This is a genomic window from Nocardioides sediminis (genome assembly GCF_003047295.1).
Taxonomy (GTDB): Bacteria; Actinomycetota; Actinomycetes; order Propionibacteriales; family Nocardioidaceae; genus Nocardioides; species Nocardioides sediminis.
The window spans coordinates 141280-164265 of record NZ_PZYZ01000003.1 but is presented as its reverse complement, the minus strand read 5'-3'; the positions used below and the strand labels follow the sequence as shown (position 1 = coordinate 164265).

20 protein-coding genes are annotated in these 22986 nt (G+C 72.5%); 12 read left to right on the top strand and 8 right to left on the bottom strand.

What is annotated here, in order from left to right; all coding sequences use genetic code 11:
• Positions 1-12: 12 nt before the first annotated feature.
• From DAI17_RS09670 to DAI17_RS09645, 6 genes are all read left to right on the top strand, one after another.
• Positions 13-783, top strand: coding sequence for a class I SAM-dependent methyltransferase (locus tag DAI17_RS09670; protein ID WP_107772716.1), 771 nt, complete (start codon positions 13-15; stop codon positions 781-783).
• Between the two features lie 59 nt (positions 784-842).
• A complete protein-coding gene (locus DAI17_RS09665; RefSeq protein WP_107772715.1) occupies positions 843-1562 on the top strand; it encodes a hypothetical protein in 720 nt (239 codons plus the stop codon).
• 28 nt (positions 1563-1590) lie between these two features.
• Positions 1591-2418: a PhzF family phenazine biosynthesis protein gene (locus DAI17_RS09660; RefSeq protein WP_107772714.1), complete on the top strand. Its 828-nt coding sequence runs from the start codon at positions 1591-1593 to the stop codon at positions 2416-2418.
• Positions 2419-2428: 10 nt separating this feature from the next.
• Positions 2429-3223 (top strand): thymidylate synthase, encoded by a 795-nt coding sequence (locus tag DAI17_RS09655; protein ID WP_107772713.1) that lies wholly within the window; start codon positions 2429-2431, stop codon positions 3221-3223.
• A gap of 78 nt (positions 3224-3301) precedes the next feature.
• On the top strand, positions 3302-3904 hold the full coding sequence (locus tag DAI17_RS09650) for a hypothetical protein (protein ID WP_159081456.1): 603 nt from the start codon (positions 3302-3304) through the stop codon (positions 3902-3904).
• A 24-nt stretch (positions 3905-3928) separates the two neighbouring features.
• The gene (locus tag DAI17_RS09645) at positions 3929-4447 is read left to right on the top strand and encodes a dihydrofolate reductase (RefSeq protein WP_199905042.1); all 519 of its coding nucleotides are present in this window, start codon (positions 3929-3931) and stop codon (positions 4445-4447) included.
• On the opposite strand, the gene DAI17_RS09640 is transcribed toward DAI17_RS09645, so the two are convergent.
• Complete coding sequence (locus DAI17_RS09640; RefSeq protein WP_107772711.1) at positions 4420-4752, bottom strand: TfoX/Sxy family protein; 333 nt, start codon at positions 4750-4752, stop codon at positions 4420-4422. The genes DAI17_RS09645 and DAI17_RS09640 overlap by 28 nt on opposite strands.
• A gap of 234 nt (positions 4753-4986) precedes the next feature.
• On the opposite strand from DAI17_RS09640, the gene DAI17_RS09635 reads away from it, so the two are divergent.
• Positions 4987-6417, top strand: coding sequence for an HNH endonuclease (locus DAI17_RS09635; protein ID WP_159081455.1), 1431 nt, complete (start codon positions 4987-4989; stop codon positions 6415-6417).
• 86 nt (positions 6418-6503) lie between these two features.
• Here the strand turns inward: DAI17_RS09635 and DAI17_RS09630 are convergent, their stop codons facing one another.
• The 3 genes from DAI17_RS09630 to DAI17_RS09620 are packed head-to-tail and all read right to left on the bottom strand — an operon-like array spanning position 6504 to position 7900.
• Complete coding sequence (locus tag DAI17_RS09630; RefSeq protein WP_159081454.1) at positions 6504-7085, bottom strand: AAA family ATPase; 582 nt, start codon at positions 7083-7085, stop codon at positions 6504-6506.
• 56 nt (positions 7086-7141) lie between these two features.
• Positions 7142-7603 carry an AAA family ATPase gene (locus DAI17_RS09625; protein WP_199905041.1) on the bottom strand — a complete coding sequence of 154 codons (462 nt, stop codon included), beginning with the start codon at positions 7601-7603 and terminating at the stop codon, positions 7142-7144.
• A gap of 39 nt (positions 7604-7642) precedes the next feature.
• A complete protein-coding gene (locus DAI17_RS09620) occupies positions 7643-7900 on the bottom strand; it encodes a hypothetical protein (RefSeq protein ID WP_107772708.1) in 258 nt (85 codons plus the stop codon).
• Positions 7901-8063: 163 nt separating this feature from the next.
• On the opposite strand from DAI17_RS09620, the gene dapA reads away from it, so the two are divergent.
• From dapA to DAI17_RS09605, 3 genes are read left to right on the top strand one after another with little or no spacing between them, the layout of a single operon-like run.
• Positions 8064-8954 (top strand): 4-hydroxy-tetrahydrodipicolinate synthase, encoded by an 891-nt coding sequence (gene dapA / locus DAI17_RS09615; RefSeq protein ID WP_107772707.1) that lies wholly within the window; start codon positions 8064-8066, stop codon positions 8952-8954.
• A gap of 8 nt (positions 8955-8962) precedes the next feature.
• Complete coding sequence (locus tag DAI17_RS09610; RefSeq protein ID WP_107772706.1) at positions 8963-10654, top strand: ribonuclease J; 1692 nt, start codon at positions 8963-8965, stop codon at positions 10652-10654.
• A 2-nt stretch (positions 10655-10656) separates the two neighbouring features.
• Positions 10657-12465, top strand: a complete 1809-nt coding sequence (locus DAI17_RS09605; RefSeq protein ID WP_107772705.1) for a sensor histidine kinase — start codon at positions 10657-10659, stop codon at positions 12463-12465.
• On the opposite strand, the gene cydD is transcribed toward DAI17_RS09605, so the two are convergent.
• From cydD to DAI17_RS09590, 3 genes are read right to left on the bottom strand one after another with little or no spacing between them, the layout of a single operon-like run.
• Positions 12425-15772: a thiol reductant ABC exporter subunit CydD gene (gene cydD / locus DAI17_RS09600; RefSeq protein ID WP_107772704.1), complete on the bottom strand. Its 3348-nt coding sequence runs from the start codon at positions 15770-15772 to the stop codon at positions 12425-12427. The two genes, DAI17_RS09605 and cydD, sit on opposite strands and share 41 nt — an antisense overlap.
• 2 nt (positions 15773-15774) lie before the next feature.
• Complete coding sequence (cydB, locus tag DAI17_RS09595) at positions 15775-16797, bottom strand: cytochrome d ubiquinol oxidase subunit II (RefSeq protein ID WP_107772703.1); 1023 nt, start codon at positions 16795-16797, stop codon at positions 15775-15777.
• A gap of 26 nt (positions 16798-16823) precedes the next feature.
• The gene (locus tag DAI17_RS09590; protein WP_107772702.1) at positions 16824-18266 is read right to left on the bottom strand and encodes a cytochrome ubiquinol oxidase subunit I; all 1443 of its coding nucleotides are present in this window, start codon (positions 18264-18266) and stop codon (positions 16824-16826) included.
• A gap of 114 nt (positions 18267-18380) precedes the next feature.
• On the opposite strand from DAI17_RS09590, the gene DAI17_RS09585 reads away from it, so the two are divergent.
• Positions 18381-18734, top strand: coding sequence for a BlaI/MecI/CopY family transcriptional regulator (locus tag DAI17_RS09585; protein ID WP_234412425.1), 354 nt, complete (start codon positions 18381-18383; stop codon positions 18732-18734).
• Between the two features lie 25 nt (positions 18735-18759).
• Positions 18760-19653 carry a M56 family metallopeptidase gene (locus tag DAI17_RS09580; protein WP_107772700.1) on the top strand — a complete coding sequence of 298 codons (894 nt, stop codon included), beginning with the start codon at positions 18760-18762 and terminating at the stop codon, positions 19651-19653.
• A gap of 102 nt (positions 19654-19755) precedes the next feature.
• Here the strand turns inward: DAI17_RS09580 and DAI17_RS09575 are convergent, their stop codons facing one another.
• Positions 19756-22842 carry a M4 family metallopeptidase gene (locus tag DAI17_RS09575; protein ID WP_107772699.1) on the bottom strand — a complete coding sequence of 1029 codons (3087 nt, stop codon included), beginning with the start codon at positions 22840-22842 and terminating at the stop codon, positions 19756-19758.
• Between the last annotated feature and the right edge of the window lie 144 nt (positions 22843-22986).

The window sequence follows — 22986 nt, the reverse complement described above, 5'->3', positions numbered from 1 at the left end:
GGCCGACGACCGATGGCCGAGAGGCTCTGGAACGACGTCGCGGGCGCCTACGACCGCTCGTTCGCGACCCTGTGCGCCGGCACCGCCGAGGCGCTGCTCGACCGGGTGCCCGCGGGCTCGCGAGTGCTCGACGTCGGGTGCGGGTCGGGCCACGTGTCCGCCGCACTGGTCGAGGCGGGCCACGTCGTCCACGCGGTCGACCCCGACCCGCAGATGGTCGCGCTGGCGACCTCCCGGTCCGCGGCCGACGTGCGGCCGGGTGGCCTGCCCGACCTGCCGTACGACGACCGGTCCTTCGACGCGGTCGTCGCCAACTTCGTGCTCAACCACGTCGACGACCCGCGAGTCGCCGCCCGGGGCCTGGTCCCGGTGGCGCGCCCGGGCGGTGCCGTGGTGGCGACGGCCTGGCCGGCCCAGCTGCAGCCGCAGGCCGCCCTGTGGAACGCGCTCCTCGACGAGGCCGGGGCGGTGCGTCCCGAGATGCCCCGGCTGGCGCCCGAGCTCGACTTCGAGCGGTCGCCCAACGGGCTGGCGGACCTGCTCGCGGAGGCCGGTGTGCGGGACGTCGAGGCGGTTCCGCTGGAGTGGGACTGGCGGGTCCGGCCCGACGACCTCTGGGCGGGGGTGACCTCGGTGGGCAACTTCGGGGTCGCCTGGCGGGCGCAGTCCGACGAGGTGCAGCAGCGCATGCAGGACGGCTTCGCGGACGCCGCGGCTCCGTGGACGGAGGACGGGCACCTCGTCTTCCGCGTCCGGGCGGCAGTGGCACACGGCGTGGCCTGACCGGCGTCGCCCGACCCATCCGGCGGCGGGGTCGCACCGAAGGACCTCGGGAGGTGCCGATGCCGCACGACGAGGGATTCCACGCGTTCGTCGCGGCACGCCGCCACGTCCTCGTCGAGGAGCACGGCGGCGGTGCCGCGGCCGAGGTGGCGGTGGACCGTGCCCTGGTGCGGTGCCGGCGTCACTGGTCCCGGCTGGGGCGCGAGGACGACGTCGAGCGGCGCGTGCGCGAGCTGGTCGCTCTCGAGCTCGACCGCCCGCGGCGGCGCCGGATCGGGCTGGGGGCACTCGGGGCGCTGGCCCTGGTCGTCGTCGCCGCGGTGCTGTGGTCGGTACGGCCGCAGCCGCCGGCCGTCGCCGAGGAGCCCAACCCGCTGCCCGTGCCCTGGTACGACGGCACCGAGCTCCGCCTCGCGGACGTGGCGGTGACGCTGCCCGACCTCGGGCCCTTCGTCGCTGACGGGGACGGCGTGATCGTGCGGTGGAACGGCGAGGTGCGACGGGTCGACGCGGACGGCGAGCTCTCGTCGTACTCGGGGGAGGTCGACTTCGAACCGGACCGGACCGTCGCCACCCCGCCGCTCGACCCCCCGGACCGGCTCCTTCAGTCGGTCGACGGGCCCGCCGACACCACGCTCCACCTGGTCGAGATGCACAGCTCGAACCCGGACGCCGGCACCTATGTCCGGCTCTCCGAGACCGGCCGGCGTGTCTTCCTCCTGTGCACGCCCTACAGCTGCCTCACCCGGCTGGTGGAGGCCGGAGCGCGGTTGCGCTGAGGACGCGGACGGTCGCTAGCGTGGCGACATGCGCCCCTTCCGCCAGGTCGACGTCTTCTCGCCCGAGCCGATGCGGGGCAACCCGGTCGCGGTCGTCCATGACGCCGACGGCCTCACGGACGACCAGATGCGTGCCTTCGCGCGCTGGACCAACCTGAGCGAGACGACCTTCGTGCTCACCCCCACCGACCCCGGTGCCGACTACCGGGTGCGGATCTTCACGCCGGACACCGAGCTCCCCTTCGCCGGCCACCCGACGCTGGGCACCGCCCACGCGTGGCTGGAGGCCGGGGGAGTGCCGGCGACCGACGGGGTCGTGGTGCAGGAGTGCGGCGCGGGCCTGGTGACCGTACGACGCGGCGAGCGGCTCGCCTTCCAGGCGCCGCCGCTGGTGCGGAGCGGTCCGGTCTCGGAGGAGGACCTGGCGCGGGTCGTGCGCGCGCTGCGGATCGGCCGTGACGACGTGGTGGACAGCGCGTGGGTCGACAACGGCCCGGGCTGGGTCGGGGTGCTGCTGGAGTCCGCGGACGCCGTGCTGGCCCTCGAGCCCGCGTGGCAGGACTTCGAGGGGCTGGACATCGGAGTGGTCGGACCGCGCGCCGACGGGGACACCGCCTGCGAGGTGCGGGCGCTCGGCGCCGGGATGGGGGTCGACGAGGACCCCGTCACCGGCTCGCTCAACGCAGGGCTGGGCCAGTGGCTGGCCGGCAACGCGCTCCCGACGTCGTACGTCGCGGCCCAGGGCACCGCGATCGGACGCGCCGGTCGGGTGCACGTGTCCCGGGAGGGCGACGACGTCTGGGTCGCCGGCGACACCGTCTCCCGCATCGTGGGCGAGGTCGACCTCGGCGACTAGCCTTGCGGTCATGCGGCCCTACCTCGACCTCCTCCAGCGACTGCTCGACGACGGGGTGGCCAAGGACGACCGCACGGGCACCGGCACGCTGAGCCTCTTCGGCCACCAGATGCGCTTCGACCTCTCGCAGGGCTTCCCGCTGGTGACCACCAAGAAGGTGCACACCCGCAGCGTCTTCGGCGAGCTGCTGTGGTTCCTGCGCGGGGACACCAACGTGAAGTGGCTCCACGACCGCGGCATCACCATCTGGGACGAGTGGGCGGACGCCGACGGCGACCTCGGGCCGATCTACGGCCACCAGTGGCGCTCCTGGCCCACCCCCGACGGGCGGCACGTCGACCAGGTCGCCCAGGTCATCGAGCAGATCAAGGCCGACCCGGACAGCCGCCGCCACGTCATCAGCGCCTGGAACGTCGCCGACGTGCCCGACATGGCGTTGCCGCCGTGCCACACGCTGATCCAGTTCTACGTGGCGAACGGGCGGCTGTCCTGCCAGCTCTACCAGCGCAGCGGGGACGTCTTCCTCGGCGTGCCGTTCAACATCGCGTCGTACGCCCTGCTCACCCACATGGTCGCGCAGGTGACCGGGCTCGAGGTCGGCGACTTCGTGCACACGCTCGGCGACGCGCACCTCTACTCCAACCACGTCGATCAGGCGCGCCTCCAGCTCACCCGCGAGCCGCGCCCGCTGCCCACGCTGACGCTCGACCCGAAGGTCACCACGATCGACGGCTTCGACCTCGAGCACATCACCCTCGAGGGCTACGACCCGCACCCGGCGATCAAGGCGCCCGTGGCCGTCTGAGGTACGTCGCCGCAGGGGCCTTGCCCGTCCGGCTCCGGCGTCGGACAGTGGTGCTCCGACGCGACGACGGAGGTTCCCATGCCGACACACGTGCCGCGGGCACCGCGGCGATCAGCCCCGGTGATGCTCCTGGCCGCGCTGCTGGTCCTGACGGGCGCTCCAGCCCTGGCCGACTCCGCCTCGGTGCGGGACGGGACGGGGGACATGTGGACGGTCCGTGAGGGGGAGACGGACGGTCAGCACGCGCCGGGGGCACGGATCGGCGACATCGCCCGGACGACGTACACGCACACCGAGACCCGGGTCGTCGTCCGCGCCCGGTTCGTGGAGCTGACGCCGGTCGGGCGGCGGTTCACCCTGTGGGTGGGCATGCGCTCGCGGGACGGGCGCGAGACGACCCTGGGCGTCCGTGCGTCCCGCCGTGACCGCGACGGCCACACGGTGCTGATGGACGAACGCGGACGCGACATCGACTGCGTGGTGCGGCACCGGATCAGCTACGGGCGCGACGTGGTGAGCGTGGCCGTGCCGCGCGCGTGCCTGCGGCGTCCTGCTGCGCTGCGGTTCAACGCGTTGAGCGAGCAGTGGGGGCGCCGTCTCTTCTACGCCAACCTCGACGATGGCCTCAGCCCGAACGTGCCCGGTCCCGTCCGGTGGACGTCGCCCGTCCGCGCCGGGTGAGCCGCCCCCAGTAGGGTCGGCGCCGTGCAGGACGAGGGCAGGCGCGTCGTGATGGTCGCGGCGTACGGCGACAACCGCGTCATCGGCGCCGACGGCGAGATCCCGTGGCGGATCCCCGAGGACTTCGCGCACTTCAAGGAGGTCACCCTCGGGCACACGCTCCTGATGGGGCGGGCCACCTGGGACTCCATCGGCCGGCCGCTGCCCGGACGGACGACAGTGGTGCTCACTCGCTCGGAATCCTGGAGCCCGGGCTTCGAGGGGGTGCACGTCGCGCACTCACTCCCCGACGCACTGGCGCTGTGCGCGTCGCTGCCCGGGGACACGATCGTGGCCGGGGGCACGCAGGTCTACTCCGCCGCGATGCCGTTCGCCACGCACCAGGTGCTCACCGAGGTGCACCTCTCGCCGGCGGGTGACGCCGTCTATCCGGAGTTCTCGCTCGTCGAGTGGAGAGAGGTACGCCGCGTCGCGCGGCCCGATCTCGGCCTCGACTGGGTCTGGTGGGAGCGCGTCTACTTCGCCGGCAGCGACCGGGCGTAGGCGAGCCCTCGGGTGACCCACGTCTTGAGTGCTGCGTCTTCCTCGAGCGACTGGACCGAGACCAGCAGCCAGCCGGTCATGGGCCGGCCGCGCATCTCCATGGGGCGGACCGACTCGCCGTCGACCCAGTCGTCGGACGTCGCCGGGTCCGCGCGGACCATCAGGTCGCCGCTGCTGCTCGCGGCGACCGCCATGTTGCCGTCGAGCATGAACCCGAGGCCGCCGAACATCTTCCTCTCCGTCACGCCGCGCTCGCCGAGGAGCTCGTCGCGCACCCGGGCGGCCAGGGCCTCGTCGTAGGGCATGCCGTGAGTATGCCGCTCCTCATGCGGCGCGTCCGGTGTCGCTCGTGGAGCTCGTCGTGGAGCTCGTCGGTAGTCCAGGTGCGAGCATCGGCGAGGCTCGCCCCCTCATGCGCTCCGGTGGTTGAGGTGGGAGCGCAGCGAGCCTCTCAACCCGTCGAAAGTCGTGTCCACAGTGTGGTCGGTAGGCCGGATTTCGACGGTCCGTTGTCGGTGGTCCCTGATGCAATAGGACCCATGAAGACGCCCGCCGCTCCTGCTCTGCCGGACACTCCGGCCGAGCTGTTGCGTGCGGTGAAGGCATCGCGGGATCGGGCTGCTGCCGAGGACGTGGAGATGATGCGCCTCGCGGTGCACTGGGCGGGTCTGCACCTGGCCGACCCGGTGCACGCGGAGGCGTGCTTCACCTCGCCGAAGACCTTCGCGGGTGAGGGATCGCCGTCGATCGATGAGTTCTGTGTGCCGGAGTTCGCGACCATGCTCGGTCGCACGTGCGACTCGGCGGGGCGGTTCCTGACCGAGTGCGTGGAGGTCGCCTACCGGCTGCCGCAGCTGTGGGGTGCAGTCCAGGCCGGACTCGTCGCGGGGTGGCGGGCGCGGGTGATCGCGCAGACCACCCTGGACCTGACGCTCGAGGCGGCGACGTATGTGGACGGGCAGGTGTTCTGGTGCGCCAACCGGCTCACGCCCTCCGCGCTGGGCAGGGTGGTGGACGAGGCCCGGGTCAGGTTCATGCCCGAGGCCGTGGAGAAGGCGCTGGAGAAGTCGGCGGACAAGCGCAACGTCACCTTCGACACCCAGCAGGTCTCCTTCGACGGGACCATGCACCTGGAGGCCGACCTGGAGATCCCCGACGCCCTGGCCCTGCGCGAGGCCGTCGCCTCCGGCGCGGAGCACCTCGCCAAGCTCGGGTCCACCGACACCGTCGACGGCCGCCGGGCCACCGCGCTGGGCGACCTGGCGCGCCGGCAGCTGACCCTCGGCTTCGACCAGACCGACGACACCGACGGTGGCGACCACGTGTCGGCGGTGGTCGGGATGCGAGCCGCGAAACCGGCCGCGCCGGTGACGCAGATCGTCATCTATGCGCACCTGTCCGCCGATGCCATCACCGGCCTGGCGGGCCCGACTGGTGACGCGACCGGTGAGGCGTTGTGCGCCCGTGTCGAGCAGGCCGGCCAACGCCTGCTGTCGGTGGAGCAGATCCGTCAATGGTGCGGACGCCCCGACGCCCAGGTCGTGGTCAAGCCGGTCATCGACCTCCGCGAGCGCCTCGAGACCAAGGGTTACACCCCGACCGCGGCGATGCGGGACTACGTGATCGTCCGCGACGGGACGTGCGTCTTCCCGTGGTGCGGACGCAACGCCCGGCACGGCGACATCGACCACATCGTCCCCTACGACCACGACCATCCCGACCGCGGCGGCCAGACGAGCACCGACAACCTCGCCGCCCTGTGCCGCCGGCACCATCGGCTCAAGACCAAGGGCCGCTGGCGCTACGTGATGACCGAACCCGGCGTCTTCGACTGGACCAGCCCGCTGGGCTGGACCTACCGACGCGACCACACCGGGAGCAGCTGCACGGGACGCGCCTGGCCCGAACCCGGCGCCGACAGCGGCGACCAGCAACGCGGCCAGCCGGACCTGCACCCGCCAGACCAGTAGCCACCGCGCCCCGCACCCCGCCACGCAGCACCAGCGGCGGGGTCACCGGCACGTCCGGAAGGGGGTGCCTGGCGTTGCGGAGACGGTCAGGACGAGGCGGTCAGGCGGATGCTCTCCGGCAACGCCGCACGCACGGTCTCCACCACAGCGCCCAGATCCACCGGCCCTCCGGTGTCGATGGTGACGACCGTGTCGCCGAGCATCAGTGGCCCGCGGTAGGACTCGCGCAGACGCGCCGCCACACGCTCGTGGTCGGCCGGCGTTCGGAGATGGTCCAGGTGTCCGGGGTGGCGCCTGCGGGCGGCGAAGCGCGCCACCGCCACTTCTACCGGGCAGTCGCAGAAGACCTCCACGACCTCGTCCGCGATCGCGAGCAACCGACCGGGCGCGGTGTCGTGGTCCCACCAGTTCACGACGATCGCAGCCTCCGTCGAGGCGGCAAGGCGGAGCAGGACCTCGTCGCTGGCCCGGCTGAGGCGGTGCCGCTGTTGCTGGTCCTCACACCCGAGGCCGTCGAACAGGGCCTCGAGGATCTGATCCTTGTCGAGCAGCGGGAGCGACAGGTGATCGGCGAGCGCCCGGCCGACGGTCGTCTTCCCGCTCGCAGGCAGGCCCGAGACGACCACCAGCAGACGCGCGCTCACGCGCGCATCGTGCCATCGCGACATCGCGAGGCGCCGACACAGCACCGCAGAGAAGCGACGCGGCTCACGGTGCCCGCGTGCTACCGAACGACCGTGAGTGGTCCCTCGTCGGGCGTCGGTGGCTCGAAGTGGTCGAAGTACTGGGCGACGAGGTCGTCCGAGAGCACGAAGTCGTCCGAGTCGCTGCCGCGCCGGGCCCTCATACGACTGAGGACCGTGTCGCGGTCGGTCGCCAGGTAGATCGTCTCGGGCACCACTCCGGTCGGGGCCAGCAGCGTCCGGTAGTCGTCCCGCATCCGTCGCGACCAGAACGAGAAGTCCAGGACGACGTCGGTGCCCGCCGCCACCAGCTCCAGCAGCCGGGCCCGCAGGCCGGCCTCGATCTCCTCGCGGACGTCCGGGGGCAGCGGCACGGTCGAGATCCCGCGACGCCACATCTCCACGTCGAAGGAGAGGCGAACCATGCCCTCGGCCTCCAGGCGCCGGGCGTAGGTCGACTTCCCGGCCCCCGACGGCCCGCACATGAAGACGACGCGGCTCACGGACGGACCTTATGTCCGGTCATCGACCGGGGTGGAGGATCAGGAGTAGCGGTGCGTCTTCGCCGCGTGCCCGGCCTCCCGGGTGCACGTCCGCCCGCTCATGTTGCGGTGCCCGCACGCCGACGCGTCGGCCGCCGTCGCAGCGGGTGAGGGGGCGGCGGGCTTCCGGGCGACGGGCGCGGCTGGCGCCACGGGCGCCTTCGTCGCAGCCGATCGCGGGGTCGAGGCCGCGCTCCGCTTCTCGTTGGCGGCGTACTTGGCCTCACGCATCGCGCGCAGGGCATCCATCTTGCTCATCGTCCGATCACGTCCGAGACACTAGGCGCCCCCACCGACACCCCGGTCACGACACCCGTGGGGGAGCGACGTCGCGTGCACCACACGGCCGCGCCGGGCGCGGCGTACGGCTCGTGTCGTTGCAGTGACCGGAGCGACCCGGGCGGCGCGGTAGCCTGACCCCATGACCTCCGCAGCACCGTTCGGCCGCCTGTTGACCGCGATGGCGACGGCGTTCACCGACGACGGCGAGGTCGATCTCCAGGGCACCGCGGCCATCGCCGCCCACTTGGTCGACCACGGCCACGACGGCGTCGTGGTCAGCGGCACCACCGGCGAGTCGCCGACCACCACGGTGGCCGAGGACGGCCTCATCCTGCAGGCAGTCAAGGACGCGGTCGGCGACCGCGCTACGGTCATCGCGGGCGTCGGCACCAACGCCACGGCCCACTCGGTCGAGCTCGCCGTGCAGGCCGCCAAGATCGGCGTCGACGGCCTGCTGCTGGTGACGCCCTACTACAACAAGCCCAGCCAGGCGGGCGTGCTGCACCACTTCCGCAGCGTCGCCGAGGCGACCGACGTGCCCGTCATGCTCTACGACGTCCCCGGCCGCACCGGCACCACGATCGCCATGGAGACGTATCTGCGCTCCCTCGAGCTCGGGACGGTCAACAGCGTCAAGGACGCCCTGGGCGACCTGCCCCGCGTGGCCCGTCTCGTGCAGATGGGGTACGCCGTCTACAGCGGCGACGACGCCAACACCCTGGGCATCCTGAGCAGTGGCGGCTGCGGCCTGGTGAGCGTCGTCGGCCACGCCGCGGGCGACCAGCTCAGGGCGATGATCGACTCCTTCCTCGCGGGGGACCTCGACGCCGCGCGCGCCACCTACACCCGGCTGCTGCCGGCCTTCGACGCCGTGATGGGCGTCCCCAACTACGGAGCCACGACCGCCAAGGCTGCGCTGCAGCTGCTCGGCGTGCTCGACAACCGGAACGTGCGCGGACCGCTCGTTCCGCTCGACGACGACGAGGTCGCGGCGCTCCGCGCCGGGCTCGCCGCGTCCGACCTGATCTGAGGAGACCCTTGAGCCACCCCCATCCCGAGCTGTCCACACCTGCGCCACTGGCCAAGGGCGCGCTGCGCGTCATCCCGCTCGGCGGCCTCGGCGAGGTCGGCCGCAACATGACCGTCTTCGAGTACGACGGGCGCCTGCTGATCGTCGACTGCGGCGTGCTGTTCCCCGAGGACCACCACCCGGGCGTCGACCTGATCCTTCCCGACTTCGAGCCGATCCGGGACCGCCTTGAGCAGGTCGAGGCGCTGGTCCTGACCCACGGCCACGAGGACCACATCGGCGCGACGCCCTACCTGCTGCGCGAGCGCGGCGACATCCCGCTGGTCGGCTCCGAGCTCACCCTGGCCCTGCTGGGCAGCAAGCTGCGCGAGCACCGCCTCAAGGAGACGACCCACCACCTGGTCAAGGAGGGGGAGACCATCACGTTCGGGCCGTTCGTGCTCGAGTTCATCGCGGTCAACCACTCCATCCCCGACGCGCTGGCCGTCGTCATCCGCACCGGTGCGGGCGTGGTCCTGCACACCGGCGACTTCAAGATGGACCAGCTGCCCCTCGACGGCCGGATCACCGACCTCAACGAGTTCGCCCGCCTCGGCGACGAGGGCGTCGACCTCTTCATGACCGACTCGACCAATGCCGAGGTCCCGGGCTTCACGACGCACGAGAAGGACATCTCGCCGGTCCTGGACCGGGTCTTCGCCAAGTCGGAGAAGCGGATCATCGTCGCCAGCTTCGCCAGCCACGTGCACCGCGTCCAGCAGGTGCTCGACGCCGCCGTCGCGCACGGTCGCAAGGCGGCGTACGTCGGCCGCTCGATGGTCCGCAACATGGCGATCGCCAAGGACCTCGGCTACCTCCACGTGCCGCCGGGCGTGCTGGTCGACGCCAAGGACCTCGCCGACCTCCCCGCGGACCGGCAGGTGCTGATCTCCACCGGATCCCAGGGCGAGCCGTTGAGTGCGCTGAGCCGGATCGCCCAGCGCAGCCACGCGTTCGTGCACCTCGAGGAGGGCGACACGGTCGTGCTGGCCAGCTCGCTCATCCCGGGCAACGAGAACGCCGTCTTCCGCGTCATCAACGGCCTGTCCCGCTGGGGCGCCCACGTCGTGCACAAGGGCAACGCGCTCGTGCACGTCAGCGGCCACGCCAGCGCCGGCGAGCTGCTCTACTGCTACAACGTGGTCCGGCCGCGCAACGTGCTGCCCATCCACGGCGAGATCCGGCACATGCGCGCCAACGCCGACCTCGCGGTCGCGACCGGCGTGCCGCGCGACCGGGTCGTCATCGCCGAGGACGGGGTCGTGGTCGACCTCGTCGACGGCGTCGCCAGCATCGCCGGCAAGGTGGACTGCGGCTACGTCTTCGTCGACGGCACCACCATCGGCGAGGTCTCCGAGTCGTCGATGAAGGACCGTCGGATCCTCGGCGAGGAGGGCTTCCTGTCCGTCATCGTGGTCGTCGACTCGGTGACCGGCAAGGTGTCCTCCGGACCGGAGATCCACGCCCGCGGCTTCGCCGAGGACGACTCCATCTTCGACGCCATCAAGCCCGGCATTGTGGACGCCATCGACCAGGCCGTCGCCGAGGGCACGACCGATCCCTACCAGCTCCAGCAGACGGTCCGTCGGGTCGTCGGCCGCTGGGTCAACAAGGCCCACCGTCGTCGTCCGATGATCATCCCGGTCGTGATCGAGGCCTGAGCGTGCCGGAGGGGGCGGTGCGTCCGGGGGAGCAGGTGGAGGCGGCACCCGCGCCTGCCCTGCAGCGCCTCTCCGAGCTGGTCCGGCGGGTCAACTCCTCCACCGACACCGCCGACGTGCTCGAGGAGATCGTGCACGGCGTCTGCGACGTCCTCGGCTACGGCGTCGCCGCGATCGCGCGCCTCGAGGGCGACACCCTGGTGATGACCGCCGTGGCCGGCCCCGACGACGTACGCCGCCAGATCCTCGGCCGTCGTACGCCCGCCGCCGAGATCATGGACGAGTACCGCCAGGCCGACCGCTGGGGGATCCTGCGGTTCGTCCCGCACGGCCGCATGTCCGAGGCGCGCATCACCGCGGCCTGGATCCCGGACTTCGAGCCCGACGCCGACGACCCGCAGGCCTGGCACCCCGAGGACACGCTGTACGCCCCGCTCTACTCGGCGACGGGGAGGCTGCTGGGCAACATGGCCGTCGACCTGCCCCCGGGCAACCGGGTGCCGTCGCTGCACGAGCGCGAGCTGCTGGAGATGTTCGTGGTGCAGGCCGGCCTGGCGCTGAGCAACGCGCAGCAGCGCGAGGAGCTCTCGGAGCAGCTGCGCCTGGGCTCCACGGTCAAGGAGGTGGCCCAGGCCGGCAGCCAGCCGGGGCTGGACGCGATCCTGGCCGACGCCTGCGAGGCGATCCACCGCGGCTTCGACGCCGTCCAGGTCTGGATCCGCTGCTACCCCGACGACGACGCCGGCAGCAGCGTGGCCGCGGGGCACCCCCGGCCGGGGCTCGCCCAGTCACCGGTGGCCGCCCTGCGCGCGGACCTCGCCGCGAGGTGGCCCACCGCCGACCCGATCGCGGTGCACATCAGCGACAGGACCAGCGTGCTCTCCGCCGAGAGCCTGGCGCGGCTCCAGCAGATGATGACCTCGGTCGGGGCGTTCCACGTCGCGGTGGTGCCGATGGGCGTGGCACTGGACCTGCTCGGCTACCTCGTCGTGGGCCTCAACGGCACCCGCGGCCACCTCGGGACCGCCGAGCTCGACGCCCTCACCGAGATCGCCCGCGAGCTCGGCCGCAGCGTCCAGACCGCGCGGCTGCTCGAGACCGAGCAACGGCTGGTGTCCGAGCTGCGGGAGCTCGACCGCTACAAGGGCGAGCTCATCGCCACCATCAGCCACGAGCTCAAGACCCCGCTGACCACGATCATCGGCCACGCCGAGCTGCTGGGCGAGCTGCACGAGCACCGTTCCGTCGAGGCCATCTCCCGCAACGCCGAGCGGCTCAACCGCCTGGTGCAGAACCTGCTCGACTACTCCCGCGTGCAGGATCGCCTCGCGTCGGTGCGGGAGCGCGTCGAGCTGGTGGAGACGTGCCGGTCGGCCGTCGACCTGGTCGCGCTCCTCGCCGAGACCGGCGAGGTCGAGGTGGTGACCGAGACCTGCTGCGAGGAGGTGGTGGTGACCGGGGACCCCGAGGAGCTCTCGCTCGTGGTCGACAACCTGGTCAGCAACGCCGTGAAGTACTCCCGTCCCGGCGGGACGGTCAGGGTCGAGATCACCTGCGACGACGCGTGGGCGCGGATCGCGGTGGCCGACGCCGGTCTGGGCATCTCCGAGGCCGACCAGGTCCACCTCTTCTCGGCCTTCCACCGCTCCAGCAACCCCGAGGCGCTCTCCATCCCGGGGACCGGGCTCGGTCTCGCGATCTCCCGGCGCATCGTGGAGTCCCACGGCGGACGGATCGACGTCGACTCGTCCCTCGGCCGGGGGAGCACCTTCACGCTGGCGTTGCCACGGCGGTTCGCACCGGCCCACTGACCGCGGGGCCCTCGAGCTCCAGGACACGGTCGACGCCGTCGAGCCCCACGCTGCCGTGGGTGATCCACACGACGGTGCGGTCGGGCCGTCCGGCCAGCAGCACGTCGGCGACCTCGCGGGCGGTTCCCGTGTCGAGGTGCGCCGTCGGCTCGTCGAGGACCAGCACGGGAGCGTCGGCCAGCAGGGCGCGCGCGACCGCGATCCGGGCGCGCTCGCCGCCGGACACGGCCACCCCGGCGCTGCCGAGGAGGGTGTGCATCCCCTGGGGCAGCGTCGCCACCCACGCACCGAGGCGCGCGCGGGTGAGGGCGTCGGCGACCTCGTCGTCGGAGGCGTCGGGCCGCGCCAGCCGCACGTTCTCGCACACGCTCGAGGCGAACACGTGCGGGTCGTCGGCGGCCAGGCCGACGTGCGCGCGTACGTCGTCCAGCGCGGCGTCGCGCACGTCGAGGTCGCCCAGCCGCACCGTCCCCGCCGTCGGGTCGAGGTGACGCACCAGCAGGGACGCCAGGGTCGACTTCCCGCTGCCCGAAGGTCCGAGGACCGCCACCCGCTCGCCCGGCCGCAGTGCCAGGTCGAGGTCGTGCAGGCAGGGCTGCGGACCCCAGCCGGCGCTGACGGCGTCCAGCCGTGCCGGGACCGGGCCCGGGGGCAGCGGGACCGGGCGGGCCGGGTCCGCCACGCAGGGGGCGAGCGAGGTCAGCCGGTCCAGGCGGTCCCGCGCGGCGCCGGTCCGGACCGACAGCGCCCCGGCGTCGGCGAGCGGGGCCAGCACCTCGCCCAGGGCGACGGGCAGCAGCACCAGGAGGGCGAGCGTCGCCGGCGGGACGGCACCGGCCGGGACGAGGGCCGCGGTGGCGACGACGGCGGCACCGGTGGCCAGCCGGACGACCGCGTGGCCGGCGGACACGGCCCGGACCGAGCGTCGTACGGCTCGCTCGAGGGCCGCGCCCTCGGAAGCCACGGCGGTGAGCGCGTCGGAGGAGGCCTGCCACTGGCGCAGCTCGTCGCGGGCGGTCACGACCTCCTCGACGAGCGACGACAGCCGTGCCCGGTGGTGCAGGTGGTCGGGCTCGGCGGACCGCGCTCCTCGGCGACCGAGCAGGCCGGCGAGGACGCCGACCGCCACGAGGAGGGCCAGCACCGCGCCGGCCTGCGGCGCCCACCACCAGGCGAGTCCCACGGCGAGCAGGCCGACGGCCAGGGCCGTGACCACGGGCTGGCGCACGCGGAGCCGGGCGTCCAGCAGCGAGTCGACGTCGTCGACCACCGAGGCCAGCAGGTCACCGCGCCGCGGGCCGGCCGTCCGCAGCGCGCCGGGCACCAGCGGCACCAGGGCGGCGTAGACCGCGGTCCGGCGCCGGGCCAGCTCGTGCAGCACCACGTCGTGGGACAGCAGCCGCTCCGCGTGCCGCAGCACCGGCCGGGCGATGCCGAACGCGCGCACCCCGACGATGGCCACCATCAGCACCAGCACGGGCGGGTGCGCGCTGGCCCGGGTGATCAGCCACGCTGCCGTGGCCGTCAGCGCGACCCCTGACGCCGTGGAGAGCACGCCGAGGACGGTGGACATCGGACCCTTCCAGGCGCCGGGCGGCGGGACGTCCTCGCCCTCCGAGGTGGTCGTGGCCGCGGCGGTCCTCGGCGGCACGGCGACGGGGACGACGGGCGTCGGCGCCGAGGTGCGGGGTTGGAGCGTCACCACGCGGTCGGCCTCGGCGAGGACCGCCTCGCGGTGGGCGACCACCACGACCAGCGCCCGCTCGGCGAGGGCGCGCACGGCGTCGAGGAGGACCCGCTCGGTGGAGTCGTCGAGGTGGGCGGTGGGCTCGTCGAGCAGCACCACCGGACGCTCGGCCACCAGCACGCGGGCCATCGCGAGCCGTGCCCGTTGGCCGGCCGACAGCCCGGCGCCGTCCTCGCCGAGGCGGCGGTCCAGCCCGTCGGGGTGGGCGGCCACGACGTCGTCGAGCTCGACCGCGGCGAGCGCCGCCCGGAGGTCGTCGTCGGTGGCCCCGGACCGACCCAGCAGCAGGTTGTCGCGGATCGTGCCGGCGGCCAGCCAGGGCCGCTGTGGCAGCCACGCGACCTGGCGACGCCACCAGTCGCCGTCGACGTCGGCCAGGTCCGTGCCGCCGACGAGGACCCTCCCGGCGTACGGCGCCAGCTCGCCCCGCAGCGTCTGCAGCAGCGTCGACTTCCCGCACCCGCTCGGTCCGGCGACCGCGACCAGTCCGCGGCGCGGGAGGTCCAGCGTCAGCGGCTCGGTGAGCGCCTGCGGGGCACCGGGGTGGCCCGGGGCGAGGTCGGCGAGGCGCAGGGCGGGGGAGTCCGGGACGACCGTGCGGGGGACGGTCCGCTCCAGGGCGGCGAGCGCCTCGGTCGCCTCGGCCAGGGCGGCCGTCCCCTCGGCGGCGGCGTGGAACTCGGCACCCACGCGGCGCAGCGGCCAGTAGGCCTCGGGGGCCAGGAGCAGCACGACCAGCGCGGTCTGGAAGGGGATGCTGGCGTCGGCGAGGCGCAGGCCGACGCAGACCGCGACCAGCGCGACCGACAGGGTCGCGACGAGCTCGAGCACGCTCGAGGACGCGAAGGCGAGCCGGAGCGTGTCCACGGTCGCCCGGCGGTAGCGCTCGGTGACCGCACCGATCCGGTCGACCTGCGCGTGCGCCCGGCGGTGGTCCACCAGCGTGGGGAGCCCGCGCACCACGTCCAGGAAGTGGCCGGACAGGACGCCGAGCTCGCGCCACTGCCGGGCCGCCCGGTCCCGGGTCGTCATCCCGACCAGCACGGCGAAGACCGGCACGAGCGGGAGGGTGAGCAGCACGATCAGGCCCGACAGCCAGTCCAGCCACCAGATGGCGGCCACCGTCAGCGGCGGCAGGACGGCGGCCAGCACGAGCGCGGGCAGGTAGCGCGTGACGTAGGGCTCGACGCTCGTCGCGCCGCGGGTGGCCAGCAGGACCAGGTCGTCGGGGTCCGGTCCGCCCGGTGCCGGCCTGGCCGTGGCGGCGTCCAGCAGGCGGTCCCGCAGCCCGGCCGACACGCGCGCGGCGGAGCGGGCGGCGGCCAGCTCCGCCACGTGCTCGACGAGGGCCCGCAGGCCCACGACGGCCAGCAGCGCCAGCGCCGCACCGTGCCACTCGCCTCCCGCGGGGTCGCTGACCAGGCGGACGACGAGGGCACCGATCGCCCAGGCCTGCGCCAGGGTGAGCACGCCGCCGACGACGCCGACGACGACCACCACGGCCAGCGGCCGCCGGGCGGGCAGCAGGTGGGGGAGGACCTGCGGGTCCAGCGGTCGCATCGTCAGCGGCCCGCCGGCGCGGCTGCCGCGGCGGTCGGGATGTGGTGGACGGCGATCCGCTTGCGGAACACCCAGTAGGTCCACGCCTGGTACATCAGCACGATCGGCGTGAACACCACCGCCACCCAGGTCATCACCTCGAGCGTGTACGCCGTCGCGGCGGCGTTGGTGGTGGTCAGCGAGAACGCCGCGTCGGTCGAGGAGGGCATCACGTCGGGGAACAGCCCCACGAACAACCCGGCCACCGCCAGCCCGATCGCCAGGAAGGTGCCGGTGAACGCCCACCCCTCGCGACCGGCGCGGGCCGCGACGAGGCCGCCGACGAGGCCGAGGGCGGCCACGACGAACAGCGCCGCCGAGACCGGCGTTCCGGTCTTGACCTGCGTCCACACGAGGAAGACGACCGCGAGCACCGCGGCCACGGCGCCGGTGCGCAGCGCCAGGGCCCGCGCACGGTGCCGGATGTCGCCGTCGGTCTTGAGGGCGACGAACAGGGCGCCATGGGTCGCGAAGAGGGTCAGCGTGACGAGGCCGCCGAGCAGCCCGAACGGGTTGAGCAGCGTGAACAGGGTGCCGGTGAACTCCTTGTCGGCGTCGATCGGCACCCCGGCCACGATGTTGGCGAAGGCGACGCCCCACAGGAAGGCGGGCACCGCCGATCCGACGATGAGGGCGAGGTCCCACCGGGCTCGCCAGGTGTCGTCGTCGCGCTTGGCGCGGTACTCGAAAGCGAGGCCGCGGACGATCAGTCCCACCAGGATGAGGAGCAGCGGCAGGTAGAAGCCGCTGAACAACGTGGCGTACCACTCGGGGAAGGCCGCGAAGGTGGCGCCGCCGGCGACGAGCACCCACACCTCGTTGCCGTCCCACACCGGGCCGACCGAGTTGTACATGACGCGACGCTCGGTGTCGTTGCGGGCGAGCACCGGCAGCAGCATGCCGACGCCGAAGTCGAACCCCTCGAGGCAGAAGTAGCCGATCCACAGCACGGCGATCAGGCCGAACCAGACGGTGGTGAGCTCCATGTCGATCCTCTCGTCCCCAGCGGGGATCAGTAGGCGAACGCCATCGGGCGGTCGTCGTCGTGCCCGCCGATGGGCACGTCCGGGGGTTCCACGAACGGGTCGGCGCCCCGCTTGACGTAGGTGATGATCAGCCCCAGCTCGACGACGGCCAGCACGGCGTACAGCAGGGTCAGCACGAGCAGCGACGTCCCTGCCTCGGCGACGCTGACGCCGGGCGACACGGCGTTCTCGGTGGTCATCAGGCCGAACACCACCCACGGCTGGCGGCCCATCTCGGTGAAGATCCAGCCGAAGGAGTTGGCCGCGACCGCGAGCACCGGCAGCCCGATGGCGAGCCAGGGGAACCAGCGCGACCCCGGCACCCGACCACGGCGGGTCACCCAGAGGACGAGCGCGGCGCCGGCCGCGGCCGCCATCCCGAGGCCGATCATGAAGCGGAACGACCAGTAGGTGATCGGCACGACGGGCACGTAGTCGCCGGCCGTGTAGTAGGCGGCGCCGGGGTCCTGGCCGTAGGTCTCGATGTACTCCTCGCGCAGGTCGTTGATCCCGCGCACCTCGCCGTCGAAGGAGCCGGTGCCCAGGAAGCTGAGCAGGCCGGGGATCTTGACGGCGAACTTCTCCTCGGTCCCGTCCGGGGTGCCGATGGTGAAGACGGAGAAGGACGCCGGCTGCTCGGTGTCGAAGAGGCCCTCGGCGGCCGCCATCTTCATCGGCTGCACCTCGGTCATGATCTTTCCCTGGATGTCACCGGAGACCGCGACGCCGAGGCCGGCCAGCAGGGTGACGGTGGCGCCGATGCGGACCGCGCGGCGGTAGAGGCCGCGGTCGTGCTCGTGGCCGCGGCGGACGTAGAGCCAGCCGGCGACGCCGACCACGAACGCGCCCGCGGTGAGGTACGCCGAGGCGATGACGTGCGGGAAGGTGACCAGCTGGACCTTGTTGAACATCACCGCCCAGAAGTCCACGAGCTCGGCCCGGCCGGTCTCGGGGTTGTAGGTGTGCCCGACCGGGTGCTGCATCCAGGAGTTGGCGGCCAGGATGAACCACGAGGAGAAGAGCGTGCCGATGTGCACGATCCACATGCACGACGCGTGCAGCGCGCGGGGCAGCTTGTCCCAGCCGAAGATCCAGAGGCCGAGGAAGGTCGACTCCAGGAAGAAGGCCAGCAGGCCCTCGATCGCGAGCGGCGCGCCGAAGACGTCGCCCACGAAGCGCGAGTAGTCGGACCAGTTCATGCCGAACTGGAACTCCTGGACGATGCCGGTCACCACGCCGATGGCGAAGTTGATGAGCAGCAGCTTGCCGAAGAACTTCGTGAGCCGCAGGTAGTCCTCGTTGCGGGTGCGGACCCACGCGGTCTCGAAGCCGGCGACGATCGCCGTGAGGCCGATCGTGAGGGGGACGAAGAGGAAGTGGTAGACGGTGATGATGCCGAACTGCCAGCGTGCGATCTCGAGGACGTCCATGTACCTGCGCTTCCCGGCGAAGACCTACTACGAATGGTAGTAGATACTACGTGGTGTCGTAACTAGTCCGGCAGGGCCCCTAGACTTGCGGTCATGGGTCCTAGGTCCTCCCGCATGGGCGAGCTCGAGCAGGCCGTCATGGACGCGCTGTGGTCGCTCGACGACGACCAGTGGGCGACCGTGCGCCAGGTCCACGAGTCGCTCGCCGACCGTGGGCTGGCCTACACGACGGTGATGACCGTCATGGGCCGCCTGGCGCGCAAGGAGTACGTCGTGCAGCAGCGGGACGGGCGGGCCTACCGCTACCGGCCGCGGGTCAGCCGGGCGGGGCTCACGGCCGAGATCATGCGCGAGACCCTGTCCGGGGTGGCCGCCGGCGACCGGGGACCGGCCCTGGTCTCCTTCGTGGAGGACGCCAGTCCCGAGGACATCGCGGCCCTGCGCCGCGCCCTCGACGACCTGGCCTGACGACCAGCCCGACGGTGAGCCCCCCGTGCTGACACCCCTCGTCCTCGGCGCGCTCGCCCTGGTGCTGGCGAGCCCGGTGCCGTGGGCGCTCGCGCGCTGGCCGGGCCTGCGGCACACCCCGGTGCCGGCCATGCTGCTGTGGCAGAGCACCGCGCTGGCGGCCGTGCTCGCGGCCCTCGGCGCCGGCCTGTCGCTGGTCACCAGCCGGCTGTGGGACGGCGAGGTGGGCCGGCTCGACGTGGTGCTGGCCGCGCTGGCCGGGGGAGTGACGGTCGTGGTGACCGGGCGGCTCCTGCTCAGCGGCCACCGCACCGGAACCACGCTGCGCCGGCTGCGGCGTCGGCACCGCGAGCAGGTGGACCTGCTGGCGCGGGTCGACCACGAGGCTGCGGGTGGCACCGCGGGGCGCGGGCTCTCCGTGCTCGACCACGAGGTGCCGGTGGCCTACTGCGTGCCCGGCATGACGGGCTCGCGGATCGTGGTCTCCCGGTCGACCCTCACCCGCCTCGCCCCCGCCGAGCTCGAGGCGGTCGTCGCCCACGAGCGCTCGCACCTGCGGGCCCGGCACGACCTGGTGCTCGAGGCCTTCACCGTCCTGCACAGGGCCTTCCCGCGCTGGGTGTCCAGCGCGGCCGCCCACCACGAGGTCCAGGTGCTCGTCGAGGTGCTCGCCGACCGTGCCGCCGTACGACGCGGGGACCGGCGGGCGCTCGCGTCCGCCCTCCTGGCGTTGGCCGGATCGCGGACCCCGGGAGGCGCGTTGGGCGCCACGGGGACGGGCCTGGCCGAGCGGGTCGCGGTGCTGCGGGACACCCGTCCCCGCCGGGTGCAGTCGGTGCTGGTCAGCCTGGCCGCGCTGGGGCTGATCGCGCTGCCGAGCGGGCTCGTCGTGCTGCCGTGGCTGGCCGGGCTGCGCTGAGCCTGGATCCGCATCGCTGCGCACGGGACTGCACGGCACAGGGCCCCGGCGGACTGGTCCGTCGGGGCCCTGCGTGGTGGTGCTGGGTGGTGCTGTGCTGGGTCAGCGCCGGACGCGGAACCTCATCTTGTCGCGGCTCTTCTCGCTCGAGTCGTCGCCCTTGTAGATGGCCACGATCTTGTGCTTGCCGACCTTGAGGTTCTTGCGGACCTTGTAGACCAGCCGCCCGTCGTCGAGCAGTCGCCGGCCGAGCCACTTGCCGTCGATCTTGATGACGACGCGACCGGTCACCTCGGACCCGTCCTCGGCCTTGACCTTCACGATGGCCTTGAAGTTGTCCTTGAAGGAGAGCTTCTTGGGCTTGATCTTGATCTTCGTGTCGGTCTCCGACTTCCCCGGGGCCGGGGTGGGCGTCGGGGTCGGCGTCGGGACCGGAGCGGCCTTGACGTCGCACGCCTCGACCTTGACGTTGTCGACGTACCAGCCGTCCACGCCGCCACAGCCGTCACGGCCGAGGTCGAACCGGATCTTCACGCTGTCGCCGGCCTTCACGCCCGCCTTGGTGAGGTCGACGTGGCTGGTGCCCCACGACCCGAAGACGGAACCGGGGTTGGTGCCGCTGAAGCCGGGCTCGCCGGCCATCGGGTTGGTGTTGCCGCCGGCCTCGGTCTCCAGGGTGGCGTTGTAGCCGTTGAAGTCGTACGCCGCGTCCTCGATCACCGCGAAGGGACCGCCGTTGACCGAGAGCTTGACGTTGCCGCCGTCGTAGCCGGCCTCCGTCCGGACGTAGTGGTCGAAGGACAGTCGCGGAGCCTTGGCCGAGGGCGGGATCGCGACCGCCGGGCTGACGATCGAGTCCCGTCCGGAGACGTCCGTGGAGGTGCCGGAGCAGTCACCAGCGGACGACGGGTCGGGGGCGAAGGCCACGCCACCGGCACGGTTGCCGGGAGCCTCGGTGGAGGCCTCCCACGGGATGCCGGTGGCGCCGTCGTAGACGACCTCCTGGTCGGCGGTCCAGGCGGCGATGCCCTTCTCGAAGTCGTCCGAGAACAGCGTCTGGGTCGACCGGCCCTCGCCGCAGGTGTAGGTGGGCTCACCCGTCGTGGCCAGGATCGGCTCCCAGCCGCACTTCTCGGTCGGGTCGAGCCTCAGCTCCACCGCAGCGATGGCCTTGGTGACCTGGTCGCAGTCGGCCGCGGTGATGCGGTCGACCAGCTCCGGGGTGCCCCCGACCTCGAGGTCGAGGCCCACGATCGGGTTGTTGACGAGCGTGTCGCAGGCCGCCTCGAGCGAGTCGGCGTGGTCGACGAAGTCGGACGTCTCGGTGAGGTACTCGTTCTGGGCCTTGAAGTAGATGTTCGCAGCCTTGTCGAGCCCGATGCCGGAGACGGTCTGCCCGTTGTAGGTGCCGCCGTCGACGAGGAGGGCGTAGGCGTGGTTCGGCACCGCGGAGTTGCCGTGCACGCCGCCGTTGTCGTCGGACGAGCAGTGGTACTCGGCGTCGGACACCTTGCCCGGGTCGCCGTAGCAGGTCGGGTTCCACATGTCGCGGATCGCCCCACCGAAGGCGGTCGACTGCTCGCCGACCAGCCAGCGGTGCGAGTCGGTCTTGGAATCGGTCTCGATGTCCTTGACCGTCATGTTGACCGCGCCGGCGGACTTGATCTCGGTGCCGTCGGCGTTGGTGACCATCAGGCCGTAGAGCTCGGACTGCGCGGCGATGGAGGTCATGGAGCCGCTGGCGGTGTTGCCCACCACGATGCCGGTCGCGCCGGCGTCCTCGGCGTTGCGGATCTTCACGAGGAAGGCGCAGGTGCCGCGGTCCACGTAGGCCCACTTGCCGGCCACGTCGGCGGCGTTGGTGAAGGGCGAGCAGCCGTCGTTGACGGTCGGGCCGGCCTCGTCGGCCGCGTCGAGGGCCACGACCACGTCGGCGGTGGTGCCGGTCTTGTCGAAGACCGGGCCGAAGGAGGCGGCGACCGCGCCGGCACACGGGCCGGCGACCTCGGCGGGCGAGTTGATCGTGGCCCCGATGGCGCCACGGGTGTACTGCGAGCACTCGCCGTCGACGCGCGGGGCGTCCGACTCGCCGTCGTCCTCACGGTTGTTCAGCTGGTCGAGGGTCTCGCCCCAGACGTCGGAGTAGGCCTCGTTGAGGGCACCGGACTGCCACTGGTAGATCAGGCCGGAGTTGTACTCGGTGTAGGCGTGCCCCCACTCGTGCGAGACGATGTCGTCGCTGTAGACGCCCTCGCAGTAGCTGGTGTAGGCGCCGTTCCAGGAGGCGTTGGGGCACGAGTTCGGACGGTTGTGCAGCGTGATCATGGTGCTGCCCGCGTCGTCGTAGGAGTCCACGCCGAAGGTGTTGAAGAACATCGCGTACGACTCACCGGTCGACTCGACGAGGTCCTGCTGGTCCTGGTCGAGGGTGCCGGGGAACGGCTGTCCCTCGCGCCAGACCAGGGTGGCCTGCTCGCCACCCTCGCCGGTCTCGGGGTCGTAGTCGGTGGTGAACAGGGCGCGGTCGAGCGCCTCGTGCACGTCGGAGTAGCGGTTGACCGTCTTGAGGGTGTCGGCGTCGAGGAAGACGTGGTCGCGGATGTTGCCGCCCTTGCCGTCCTTGGTGACGTTGGTGACCTCGACCTTGTAGACGAGCACGGCGTCGCCGGTCTCGCCCTTGACCGCGCCCTGCCGGTAGACCATCAGCTCGGTCGAGGCGGCGCGCAGGCCGGAGACCTCGGAGGTGGCACCGCTGTGAGTGGTCGGCGGGTGCGCCTTGACCGTCGCGATGGCCCGCTGGGCCGCGGCGTCGGCGCTGCGACCGGGGGTGACGTCGAGGTCGAGACCGGGTGCGGCGAAGCCGCTGACCGCGGTCAGGTCGCCCTCGAGGTCGACGTTGGCCTTGAGGGTGGCACCGAAGACCGGGACCCCCTTGTAGGCCTGCTTGTAGACGACCGTCCAGCCGAACTTGTTGCGGACGACCGCGCTCCGGTCGAGCTCACCGGCACGAGCGCCGAAGTTGGCGCCGTACTTGGCGAGGTAGGCGTCGGTCTTGCCGGCCGCCGTCGCGGCGGAGTCCCCGGCGCGACCCGGCATCAGGTCGCCGTCCCCCTTGACGCGGATGAAGCCGACCTTGCCGGTCGCGCTCTCACCGCTCATGGCGACGGCGGTGTCCGCCTGCGCCGTCATGGCCTTCAGGCCTTTGTCGTCGGCCGCAGCGGCCGGCTCTGCTTGGGCTCCGATGGTGGGGAAGGCCGCCAGGCCAGCCCCCACGACCGCCAGCGCAAGTCCTCTGTTGAGGAGCTTCACGTATTTCCTCCGATGTTGTTCCGA

Excerpts from the sequence above, each read along its gene's own strand:
- DAI17_RS09670 (WP_107772716.1), top strand. The coding sequence starts at position 13 with ATGGCCGAGAGGCTCTGGAACGACGTCGCGGGCGCCTACGACCGCTCG.
- DAI17_RS09665 (WP_107772715.1), top strand. The coding sequence starts at position 843 with ATGCCGCACGACGAGGGATTCCACGCGTTCGTCGCGGCACGCCGCCAC.
- DAI17_RS09660 (WP_107772714.1), top strand. The coding sequence starts at position 1,591 with ATGCGCCCCTTCCGCCAGGTCGACGTCTTCTCGCCCGAGCCGATGCGG.
- DAI17_RS09655 (WP_107772713.1), top strand. The coding sequence starts at position 2,429 with ATGCGGCCCTACCTCGACCTCCTCCAGCGACTGCTCGACGACGGGGTG.
- DAI17_RS09650 (WP_159081456.1), top strand. The coding sequence starts at position 3,302 with ATGCCGACACACGTGCCGCGGGCACCGCGGCGATCAGCCCCGGTGATG.
- DAI17_RS09640 (WP_107772711.1), bottom strand. The coding sequence starts at position 4,752 with ATGCCCTACGACGAGGCCCTGGCCGCCCGGGTGCGCGACGAGCTCCTC.
- DAI17_RS09635 (WP_159081455.1), top strand. The coding sequence starts at position 4,987 with ATGAAGACGCCCGCCGCTCCTGCTCTGCCGGACACTCCGGCCGAGCTG.
- DAI17_RS09630 (WP_159081454.1), bottom strand. The coding sequence starts at position 7,085 with ATGTCGCGATGGCACGATGCGCGCGTGAGCGCGCGTCTGCTGGTGGTC.
- DAI17_RS09620 (WP_107772708.1), bottom strand. The coding sequence starts at position 7,900 with ATGAGCAAGATGGATGCCCTGCGCGCGATGCGTGAGGCCAAGTACGCC.
- dapA (WP_107772707.1), top strand. The coding sequence starts at position 8,064 with ATGACCTCCGCAGCACCGTTCGGCCGCCTGTTGACCGCGATGGCGACG.
- cydD (WP_107772704.1), bottom strand. The coding sequence starts at position 15,772 with ATGCGACCGCTGGACCCGCAGGTCCTCCCCCACCTGCTGCCCGCCCGG.
- cydB (WP_107772703.1), bottom strand. The coding sequence starts at position 16,797 with ATGGAGCTCACCACCGTCTGGTTCGGCCTGATCGCCGTGCTGTGGATC.
- DAI17_RS09590 (WP_107772702.1), bottom strand. The coding sequence starts at position 18,266 with ATGGACGTCCTCGAGATCGCACGCTGGCAGTTCGGCATCATCACCGTC.
- DAI17_RS09585 (WP_234412425.1), top strand. The coding sequence starts at position 18,381 with ATGGGCGAGCTCGAGCAGGCCGTCATGGACGCGCTGTGGTCGCTCGAC.
- DAI17_RS09575 (WP_107772699.1), bottom strand. The coding sequence starts at position 22,842 with ATGACGGCGCAGGCGGACACCGCCGTCGCCATGAGCGGTGAGAGCGCG.